Below are 10,470 nucleotides of genomic sequence, written 5' to 3'. Positions count from 1 at the left end.
ACTGGCGATACCGGAGCCACAGGCGACACGGGTGCAACTGGTGACACCGGCGCCACTGGCGATACCGGAGCCACAGGCGATACCGGAGCCACAGGCGATACCGGCGCCACTGGCGATACCGGAGCCACAGGCGACACGGGTGCGACTGGCGATACCGGAACCACAGGCGCGACCGGCGATACCGGAGCCACAGGTGCAACGGGTGCGACCGGCGATACCGGAGCCACAGGTGCAACGGGTGATACCGGAGCCACGGGTGCGACTGGCGATACCGGAGCAACTGGCGCAACGGGTGATACCGGAGCCACGGGTGCAACGGGTGCGACCGGCGACACCGGTGCGACCGGCGATACCGGAGCCACAGGTGCAACGGGTGCGACCGGCGACACCGGTGCGACCGGCGATACCGGAACCACAGGCGCGACCGGCGATACCGGAGCCACAGGTGCAACGGGTGATACCGGAGCGACTGGTGCGACCGGTGATACCGGAGCGACTGGTGCGACCGGCGATACCGGAACCACAGGCGCAACGGGTGATACCGGAGCCACGGGTGCGACCGGTGATACCGGAGCAACTGGCGCGACCGGATCTACGGGTGCAACTGGCTCCACCGGAGCAACCGGCTCTACGGGTGCGACTGGCTCGACCGGGCCTACCGGCTCGACGGGCTCGGACAGTGGGGGTCATACAGGCAATGGCAATAACGGCCACGGCAACGATCCCGACCACAACGACAGCAGCAATCCGGGCAAGGGAAAGGGCAAAGACGGCACCGATAACGATGGCACACCCGGCAAGGGTCAAACTGCCAAGGTTACATCCGACTCGCTCGGCCTCAAGGATACGAAGCAGTTCCTGAAGTCGGATACGGCCAGCAGCCCTGCTGCCAGCCAACCTTCGTACGGAAAACTGATCGGCCTGGCGGCCGGCTCGGTGACGACCGATCTCCTGAATGTCCTCAAGAAAATTGGGGGATATGATCCGAACCAGAACAAGCCGGTGGGTGCGAGCACCGATCTGACCTCGGAGAAGACCAAGCAAGGTGCCGGCTACGTCAGCACCGACGACACGGCAAGGAAGGCTCTGAAGGATCTTCTGAAGCCGAATGAGTGAGTAGGAACGTTGACCGGAGACCACAGTGGAAACCGGTCCAAGGCTGAAATACGAACGCGCGGACTTCGCTGGAAAGCGTGGTCCGCGCGTTCACCATCTCGAAGTAGGCGGCCCAGGCCCTTGAACCCTCGCCCGCATAGCGGAAGAGAAAGTCCATGGTGAACGTCCCCGTGAACGCCGAAAACCACCCGGTCTCGATCCGCGCCGCCACCGAAGTCGAAGTGGCGGGCCAGGCTGGCGGCGAGAGCGCCGTGGGGCGGGGTCCGCGCCGTCCCGCCGAGATCGACCAGGTCGGGCCGCGTTTCAAGGCAATGCTGCGGGCCGCCCGCTATCACGGCGTCGAGCTCGACCCGAACGAATTCAGGGCGGCGAGCGCGAGGATTCCGACCGCCACCGATCTCTCTGAGTGGGCGAAGAACGCCGGCATGTGGTCGCGCGCCGTCCGCATCGGGTGGTCCCACCTTTTGCGCTTTCAGGACACCGGACCGGTCGTACTGCTGTTCAGCGATGGCGGCGCGGGTCTCCTTACCGGGGCGAGTGCCGAGCGCAACGTCATCTTCCTGAAAAGCGCGGAGGCGCCCGAGGACGGTGAAGCCATCGCCATCGACGAACTGCGGCTGTCGCAAGTGTGGACGGGCGAAGCGGTGTTGCTGCGCGCGACACGCTCCTATGTGGCTGCAGATGCGCCTTTCACCCTTCGCTGGCTGGCAGAATTGGTGCGGCTCGAAAATCGGGCCCTGCGCGACATCACCCTCGCCTCTTTCACGCTCAGCGTGCTTACTGTCCTACCGCCGCTCATCGTCATGACGGTGGTTAACAAGGTGCTGCAGTTCAACAGCGTCTCAACGCTGGTGCTGCTGTCGGCGGTCATCGCCGTTGTCTTCGCCTACGAGACGCTCCTCGGCCACGCGCGGCGACTGATCATCAACGTCGTCGGCGCTCGTCTGGACACCAAGCTGCAGTTGCACGTCTTCAGCCGACTCTTGCGCCTGCCGCTCGACTATTTCGAGCGTCATCCGGCCGGCGAGACCATGTACCACCTCGCCCAGGTCTATCGCATCCGCGAGTTCCTGACCGGAAAACTCCTCAGCACGTTCCTGGACCTGATCACGCTCTGCGTGCTGGTGCCGGTGATGTTCTACATCAACTCCACGCTGGCCTGGATCGTACTTACCTGCGCGGGCGTGATCATGTTGACCATCCTCGCCTTCCTCAAGCCGCTGCGCCGGAGATACCAGCGGGTGGTCGATGCCGAGACCTGGAAGTCGGCGGCGCTCGGGGAGACTGTCGTCGGTATCAAGACGGTGAAGGCGCTCGGTCTCGAGCCGCAACGCAAGGCGCTCTGGGACGAGCGGGTGGCAGAAGCCGGAAAGGCGCGACTCGCTTTCGGGCAACTCGCCAGTTGGCCGCAGACCCTGGTCACGCCGATCGAGCGGGTGATGGTGCTCGGTACCATGCTGATCGGCGCCTATCTGGCGATGCACGACAGCACTGGCTACATGGTCGGCGGCCTGTTCGCCTTCATGATGATCTCCCAGCGCGTCGCGCAGCCGCTGGTCGGCCTAGCGCGGTTGGTCGAAGACTATGAGGAGGTCGGCGCGGCGATCGGCGAGGCGGCGTCGGTGCTCAACCGGCCGCTGGAGAGCAGTTCGAATTCCGTCGGCCTGAGACCCAAGCTCGTCGGCGCGGTCACGTTCAGCGATCTGACCTTCAGCTATATCGGCACCAAGATGCCGGCGCTCGACCGGGTCAGCTTCGACATTCCCGCAGGGTCCATGTTCGGTATTGTCGGGCGCAGCGGGTCGGGAAAATCAACGATTGCGCGCCTGCTGCAAGGTATCAACCGCGACTACAGCGGGTTCCTCAAGCTCGACGGCGTCGACCTCAAGGAAATCAACCTGCGCCATCTTCGCCAAGGGCTCGGCGTGGTCCTGCAGGACAACTTCCTGTTCCGCGGATCGATCCGCGACAACATCATCGCCGGGCGCCCGGGCCTGACGCTTGCCGACGCCATGCGCGCCGCGCAACTCGCCGGCGCCGAAGAATTCATCGAACGGATGCCGAATGGCTACGACACCTATATCGAGGAAGGCTCACCCAACCTGTCGGGCGGTCAAAAGCAGCGGCTGGCGATCGCGCGCGCCCTCATCCACGATCCGACCATCCTCATCCTCGACGAAGCGACCAGCGCGCTCGACCCGGAAAGCGAGGCGATTGTCAGCGCCAACCTGATGCGTATCGCCAGCGGACGCACGATGATCATCGTTTCGCACCGGCTCGCCTCGCTGACCGAGTGCGACCAGATCCTGGTCATGGAGCAGGGCAAGGTCCTTGACGTCGCGCCGCACGCGGTCCTGCTTGAGCGATGCGCGCTCTATCGCCAGCTATGGTCGCAGCAGCACCGACACCTCGACGGCCGCCACGGTCGCCCGGTCGCCGTCCCACCGCGGTTGGTATGACGATGTCCCGCTTTGCCAGAGGTCCGATAGCCCATGAGTAGCACCTCGCTCACCACCCGCCCGGCTCGCTGGCATCGGATACAAGCGAACGATCCGACGTCGCCGGCCATCCTCGAATTCCAGTGGCCATCGACGGCGGTCGCCAACGCGCCCATTCCGCGCGCGGCGCGCGGCATCGTCTGGGTCATTTCGAGCCTGGTCGTCGCCTTGATTGTTCTGGCAGGATTGATACCGGTCGATCAGGTCGTGACGACCAGAGGGCTCGTCGTCTCGCAATCGCCGAACATCGTCGTACAGCCGCTGGAGACGGCGATCGTCCGCTCGATCGAGGTGCGCGAAGGACAGCGCGTGCAGGCCGGCCAATTGCTTGCCCGCCTCGATGCGACCTTTGCCTCAGCCGACCTCGCGGCGCTGGCGATGCAGGTCTCGACGCTTGAGGCCGAGGTGGCGCGGTTGAAGGCGGAGGCCGACGGCGAGACCTTCAACTATGACGGTCTCGATCCGAGCTGGACCCTGCAGGCGTCGATCTTCGAGCGCCGCAAGGCGGTCTACGACGCCAAGCTGGTAAATTTCGACCGCCAGCGAGACGAACTCAGTTCGGCGATCTCGCGGGCGCAATCGGATGCCGTCGGCTATCGCCAGCGGCTCAAGGTGGCGGCCTCAATCGAACAGATGCGCAAGCAGCTGGAGGAAAGACAGGTGGGGAGCCGGCTCGACACGCTGCTGGCCGAAGACAACTGGGCGGAAATGTCCCGGGCGCTAGGCAATGCCGAGCAGACAGCGGAAGCCGCCACACGCCAGCAGGCGGCGGTGGCCGCCGAGCGCGATGGCTACATTCAGGGCTGGCGCGCGGAAGTCTCGCAGAGCCTGTCGGAGGCAAACTCGCGGATATCGGACGCCCGCGAACTGCTCAACAAGGCAAAGCTACGCAAGCAACTCGTCGAGTTGCGGAGCGAAGCAGACGCCATCGTCCAGTCGGTAGCGAAGGTCTCGGTCGGCTCGGTCCTGCAGTCGGGCGAGCGCCTGATCACGCTGGTGCCGACCGACGCACCACTCCAGATCGAGACGAACATCGTCGGTCGCAGCAGCGGCTTCGTGCATGTCGGCGACCCCGTGATCATCAAGTTCGACACCTTTCCCTATTCGCAATACGGCCTCGCCCACGGCACTGTGCGGGCACTCAGCCCGGATTCCTTCTCGGCGCGGGAACAAGCGCGCGACCCGAACAGCTCCCTGGCCATGCTGCCCTCGGATGCCGAACAGTTCTATCGCACGCGAATTTCCATCGACCAGGTCGCCCTCCACGGCGTGCCCGCCGGTTTCACGATCAGCCCCGGCATGCCGGTGACTGCCGACGTCAAGGTCGGCCGGCGCACGGTGCTCAAATACATTCTCGGCGTTATGCTTCCGATCGGTCAGGAAGCGATGCGTGAGCCATAGGCTCCGGAGCAAAGGCGACAAACAAGGGAATCAAGGACTCGGATCAATGGCAATGATGGATCGGCTGACTGGTCTTATCTACCCGGCGGCCGCTTTGCGCCGGGCGATCCAGCTCTCCGACAGCGGCAAGCCCGCCGAGGCCTTTCCGCTCATGGCGATCGCGGCGCGTGCGGGTATTGCCGATGCCGAGTATCGGGTCGCGCGTTGCTATCTCGAAGGCTTAGGCGTGCCGCCGAGCCGCATGGAGGGCGCGCGCTGGCTGCATCGGGCAGCCAACCAGGGAAACGCCGGTGCTCAGGCGCTGCTCGCCGCTCTCTACGTCACCGGACTGGCGACTGTGGAAGCTGACGGCAAGGGCGCCGCATCGGAGCGCTTGTTCGAACGGGATGCCTCGAGCGAGCCCGACTTCGCTGCAGCGCTTGGCTTTGCCACGAAAGCGGCCGAGGCAGGATCGGCGACCGGGCAGGCGATCCTCGGTTATATCCTTACCAGCGGTCCCGAACCGATGCGCGACGTGGATGCGGCGCACCGCTGGTACGAGCAATCGGCCGCGGCCGGTTGCGCCGAAGGCTGTCTCGGTCTTGCCCTTTCGCTGGCCGCGCGCGGTCAGGCCACGGAACGGGTCAGGATTGCCCGCGAAGTCCGGCGCGCGGCCGATGCCGGCCTGCCGACCGCAATCTACCTTCTCGCGGTCCTTACCGAGCACGGGGTCGGCGTGACACGCGACCTTGCGGAGGCCGCGCGATTGTATCAGGTCGCGGCAGAGAATGGCCTTCCCTCAGCCCAGTTCCGGTTGGGATTGGCGCTGATCGACGGCAGCCTCGTCGACCGCGATGCCACTGCCGGGGAGGTGTGGATGCGACGTGCCGCCTTGGCCGGCAACATCGAGGCCGCGCATTTCCTCGGCGATCATTATGTGAAGGGCCCGCCGCCCGATTTTGCAGAGGCTGCAACCTGGTATCGGCGGGCGGCGGAGGCGGGCCACGAAGCCGCCGCCCGCGCTTTGGCCTCTCTCTACCTGACCGGAAACGGCGTGGCCAAGGATGTCAAAGAGGGGACGCGCTGGCTGCGCAGCTCTGCAAACGGAGGGAACCAGGAAGCACGGATCGACCTCGCAAATCTCGTCCTCAAGGGCGTCGGCGAGCCGGACGACGACACCAGCGTTGCCGGATGGTTCCAGGCAGCCGCGTCATCGGGCGACCTGATCGCGGCATTCAATCTCGGTCTCTGCTTCGCCAAGGGTGTCGGCGTCCGCCAGGACGAGGCTCAAGCGGCGCAATGGCTGAGGCGCGCCGCCGACGGCGTCGCCGAGGCGCAATACATGTATGCACGCATTCTACAGGAAGGACGCGGCGTGGCGGCCGACCTGAAGCAGGCCCGCGTCTGGTTTGCCCGGGCGGCCAACGGCGGCAAGCTCGACGCGCAAGTGGCGCTTGCCGAGATGCTCATCAACGGGCGCGGGGGGGCGCGCTTGCCAGAGATCGCGGTGCAGTTGTTCCAGGGGGCCGCCGACGACGGCCACACCGGGGCGATGTTTGCGCTTGGCGCGCTGTACGCAGCCGGCCAAGGCCTGCCGGTCGACCAGACGATGGCGCAGAAATGGTTCGCCGCCGCCGCCGGGCGTGGGCATGGCCAAGCCCAACTCATGCTCGGGCGTTATCTCTCCAAAGGTCTCGCCGGCGAGCGCGACCCACTGGCCGGTCGCCTTTAGCATGAGCGAGCGGCTGCGCACGGTATCAATGGAGCGACCGACGAACTCGCCGAGGTCGCCTCGGGTTGAGGCCTGCCGAGTTGGCCAAGCAACCATCGGGGTTGCGGCAGGATTGCTGTCAATGAACATCGAGACCGCCAGGAACACGCCGTAGGCGATCGCGTTGAAATACTGCACATAGGCCTCGATGGGCGAGATGCCGCCGGCCAGCGCGCTGGCGACACGCGCAGTTCTCTGACGGCAGTGTTGATGGCAGTCTTTCCCGTCACCGTTCGCATGGTCGACGAACGCTTCTTCCGCTTCGTGGCGAGCGAATTCATTCGGCGCCATCCGCCGGTGGAGTCGCGACTGGCACGTTATGGCGCCGGCTTCCCACGCTTCCTAAAAACGATAGACACACTTACCGACATGCCGGTCGTGGCCGAAACGGCGCGGCTCGAATGGGCTATTGCCGAAGCGCTCGACGCGTCTTCGCTGCCGCCCTGCGCTCTCGCGGACTATGACAACACCGATCTGGGGACTTCGCCAGAGGTCGTGCTGCAGCCATCGCTGCGGCTGATCGTTTCGCATTGGTCGATCCTGTCCGTGTGGTCGGCGCATCAGGGGGCCGCGGTCGACCCAGGCGGTTGGGCGCGGCGACCCGAACGCGTCGCGCTTTGGCGGTCTGGCGAGAGTGTTCGGCTGGTGCTTCTCGATCGTGCGAGTTTCGCGTTTCGACATGCACTGAAACATGGCTTCGGCCTCGAACAGGCCATAGCTCGCGCCCTGGCGCTCGATCCCATGTTTGATCTCGTGTCGGCACTCATCCGCCTGTTCAGCGACGGGCTCGTTACCGACGTGCGGGTTCCAGCACGACCTATCCCAATCTGATGGAGCCAATCATGACCGCTATCCCAGAATATTCCTCGACCACACAGCACGGCCTTGTCGGCCTCTATAGGCGGGCTATTAAATTGCCCGAACGCATACCGTTTTCGCTCGTCCAGTTCGCCGCCCGCATCGCGGTCGCGCACGTATTCTGGCAATCCGCCCAGACGAAGCTCGCGTCATGGCCGGTAACACTGCAGCTCTTCGCCAATGAATCCAACCTGCCGTTCGTCGATCCGGCAATTGCTGCGCCACTGGCCACCGCGGCCGAAATCACAGGCTCGGTTGCTCCTGTTCTTCGGACTGTTCTCACGTCTCGGCGCGCTGATGCTGCTGGGCGTTGTTTCGGTTATCCAGATCTTCGTTTTCCCGGAGAACTGGGCCGAGCATTTGCTATGGGCCTCGCTGCTGCTTGTCGTGCTGACGCGCGGCGCCGGTATGATTTCGCTTGATCGTATTGTTGAAAGCCTCTTTGCAGCAAGACGCCGGAGTTAGCTCCCGCCTACAGCACGAACGGGAGAGATCGCATTGTCGCCTTCACGCATCGCCGGGACAGCGGCACTGAAGGAACGCTAACTGGCGCAACCGCGATCTGCAGAGTGGCACCGGTAATGTCCGCTTTCAGGTAGTGGCGAAGTTGACCTTAACGGCTGAAATGAGGCGCAAAGTTGCCCTTCAGCGCGTAAACCAAAATATGCCATGCGACAGTCACCGCGCAGATGTGCTCCCCACCGAATATACCCCGCCTGAGGTCGCTTGCATTACAATGGTGCCTCCCCAGCCCGTTCCGTAGATCTCTTTTGTAAGTTCGTATGACTCGAAGACGGATTTTTCTCGGGGGGAAGCAAGGACCGTCACCCGGCCGCCAGGCAAATCGTTTGAAACAACGGCCGGCGGCTGTTGCAGCGCATCCAGGGTCGTGATGCGAGGGTGGCCGTACTTGAAGCCGTCGGGGCTGTCTGCCGTGCCCATCGAGAGGACAGCAATGCGCGGTGTGACCGCGGCGAGCATCTGGTCTGTTGTCTCTTGATCCGCGCCGTGATGGCTGACGAGATAGACATCCGCATCGAAAACGCCAGGGTTCGTGCTGTACTGGTCGAGCATGTCGGCCACACCCTTGTCTTCCAAATCCCCTACAAACAAGAACGAGGCGCGGCCGAAGTCTACGCGTACGACAACACTGTGATTGTTTGGGTTCTTGTACTGGCCGCTGCCTGCAAGCTCCGCGCGGCCTCCCCAGAATGCGGTGATAATGGGATCGACGCCCTTGCAAGCCAAGGGATCGATGTTGGCATTGGTTACACCCGTAGCTGTCACCTGTGCGGCCACTGTGACTCCAGTGTAACCAGCGCCAAGCTCAGCGGCGGTCTTGTGAAACTTCGTCTGTTTGCCAAGCATACCGCTACCGCCCTCGAAACCGTTGTCGACAACGTTCTTGATGGTGTAGGTGCCGCCAGCCTCCGGAAGCAGCAATGCCGCGCCGTTCAAGTGGTCGGCGTGGGGATGGCTCAGGAACACCACGTCAATTGTGTTGTCCAGATACGGGCGTGTTTCAAAAAACGTGTCCAGATAGTTCTTGAACATGACCTCACCGTCGACACCGTCGTTGGCCCACTCCCCGCCGACGTCGACCAGCGCGACACCGCATGGAAATTCCAGAATTGCGCCGGCACCCTGTCCCACATCGACATAGTGGACGTACATGATGGCATCCGACGAAGCGTTAGCGCCGCTAGACGCCATTTCCTGACGAGCGTTGAAACCGCCGTTGAAGTCGGCGCCGAGTGAGAATTCCTTCCTTAGCGGAACGCTGAAGGGTGTGAGGTTAGGCAACGTCTGCCGATCGGCTGGGAGCGAAAGCGTTGTCGTTCGGGGGAAGACGCTTTGCGGCAGTGTCAGTAGCGCATCCGGAACGGCCACACCTGCGTTGGGACTGCCGATATAGTACTCACCCAGTTTGGCGGATGTGGTTGGCAGATAGTCCCCACCATATTGCTCTTCGCCGTACTCGTTAACAGGGATGTCCGGTGTCTGTGCAAGCGCCGGGCCAGCTATCACGATGGCGGGCAGTATCCATAGTACTCTCACATGATTCCCCCGGTATCCAGCAGTCACTCGTAGCATCTCATACTGGCCGGCGGAGTCTATCACCGTTTGCGGATACTTGACGACCACGTCCGCCGCCACGAGATGAACGACTCCGGTATGACATAGGCGGCATCCGCACTCTGCCAATTGACCATTTGCTGGACTCGATTTGCTTCGCTATCGGTGATGTCTGCTTTCGAGAAGCCGCAAGCACGTACTCAGCGGCCGATCTGCGGCGCATAGCAGTCGCAAGTGTCTCGCGCTAGCCGTGCAGCGCGACAATTGATTTAGAGGTGCGGCGGGACACTTGAATCTGGAGCGGTCCGGTTCAGGTGTCCCGCTAATCGGGTTATTTCAGCGTGTCGTTTAGCAGGTTGCCAAGGCGGGCGCCGGCAAAGGCCGCTTGGACCTTGCGGTTTGGAGCGCCTTGTCCATGTAGGCTTGGTCGAGCGCGTACGGGCCTGCGCTGCTGCCCACGGGCTTGGCGTAGACGACGTTCTGGGCGAGCGTGAAACTCTCGATCAGCCATAGGGCAGGATCGATCGCGGCCGCGGCTTTGGCGTCTGCCGCGGGGAAGGTTGCCATGAGGTCGAGAGCATCCTGCGGGTCGGCGGTCTGCCCCGGATCGGTGCCACCGAGCAGACCATCCCACAGCAGGTGCAGGTTGTTCGTGGTGACGTTAGGCGCCGTGACGCCTACTTTGTTGCCGCCCTGGTCGCCCTCGGCGGGCAGTCCCTGGCCAAACATGGCGGTGGCGTGAAGCGGCTGGTGCAGGTCGCCGACGAGGTG

At 63.6% G+C, this 10,470-nt stretch carries 7 protein-coding genes and 1 pseudogene; 6 read left to right on the top strand and 2 right to left on the bottom strand.

Features of this window, described 5'->3' with window-relative positions; genetic code table 11:
* The 6 genes and pseudogenes from AC0L26_RS04895 to AC0L26_RS04870 form a co-directional block, all read left to right on the top strand.
* Positions 1-1,116 (top strand): annotated as a pseudogene (locus tag AC0L26_RS04895) (hypothetical protein); the annotation flags it as partial.
* Between the two features lie 155 nt (positions 1,117-1,271).
* On the top strand, positions 1,272-3,575 hold the full coding sequence (locus AC0L26_RS04890; protein WP_473631499.1) for a peptidase domain-containing ABC transporter: 2,304 nt from the start codon (positions 1,272-1,274) through the stop codon (positions 3,573-3,575).
* Between the two features lie 33 nt (positions 3,576-3,608).
* The gene (locus AC0L26_RS04885; protein ID WP_473631498.1) at positions 3,609-5,015 is read left to right on the top strand and encodes an HlyD family type I secretion periplasmic adaptor subunit; all 1,407 of its coding nucleotides are present in this window, start codon (positions 3,609-3,611) and stop codon (positions 5,013-5,015) included.
* Between the two features lie 46 nt (positions 5,016-5,061).
* Positions 5,062-6,726: an SEL1-like repeat protein gene (locus AC0L26_RS04880; RefSeq protein WP_473631497.1), complete on the top strand. Its 1,665-nt coding sequence runs from the start codon at positions 5,062-5,064 to the stop codon at positions 6,724-6,726.
* Between the two features lie 168 nt (positions 6,727-6,894).
* Positions 6,895-7,596 carry an HvfC/BufC family peptide modification chaperone gene (locus AC0L26_RS04875; protein ID WP_473631543.1) on the top strand — a complete coding sequence of 234 codons (702 nt, stop codon included), beginning with the start codon at positions 6,895-6,897 and terminating at the stop codon, positions 7,594-7,596.
* A gap of 11 nt (positions 7,597-7,607) precedes the next feature.
* On the top strand, positions 7,608-8,045 hold the full coding sequence (locus AC0L26_RS04870) for a DoxX family membrane protein (protein ID WP_473631496.1): 438 nt from the start codon (positions 7,608-7,610) through the stop codon (positions 8,043-8,045).
* 256 nt (positions 8,046-8,301) lie between these two features.
* On the opposite strand, the gene AC0L26_RS04865 is transcribed toward AC0L26_RS04870, so the two are convergent.
* On the bottom strand, positions 8,302-9,780 hold the full coding sequence (locus tag AC0L26_RS04865; protein WP_473631495.1) for a ComEC/Rec2 family competence protein: 1,479 nt from the start codon (positions 9,778-9,780) through the stop codon (positions 8,302-8,304).
* Positions 9,781-10,047: 267 nt separating this feature from the next.
* Entirely contained in the window at positions 10,048-10,428 is a 381-nt protein-coding gene (locus AC0L26_RS04860; RefSeq protein WP_473631494.1) for a S1/P1 nuclease, read from the bottom strand.
* Positions 10,429-10,470 lie beyond the last annotated feature (42 nt).

The organism is Mesorhizobium sp. WSM4823 (assembly GCF_055811195.1).
Note: the sequence above shows the minus strand (reverse complement) of the source record. Positions and strands in the feature narration are given on the sequence as shown.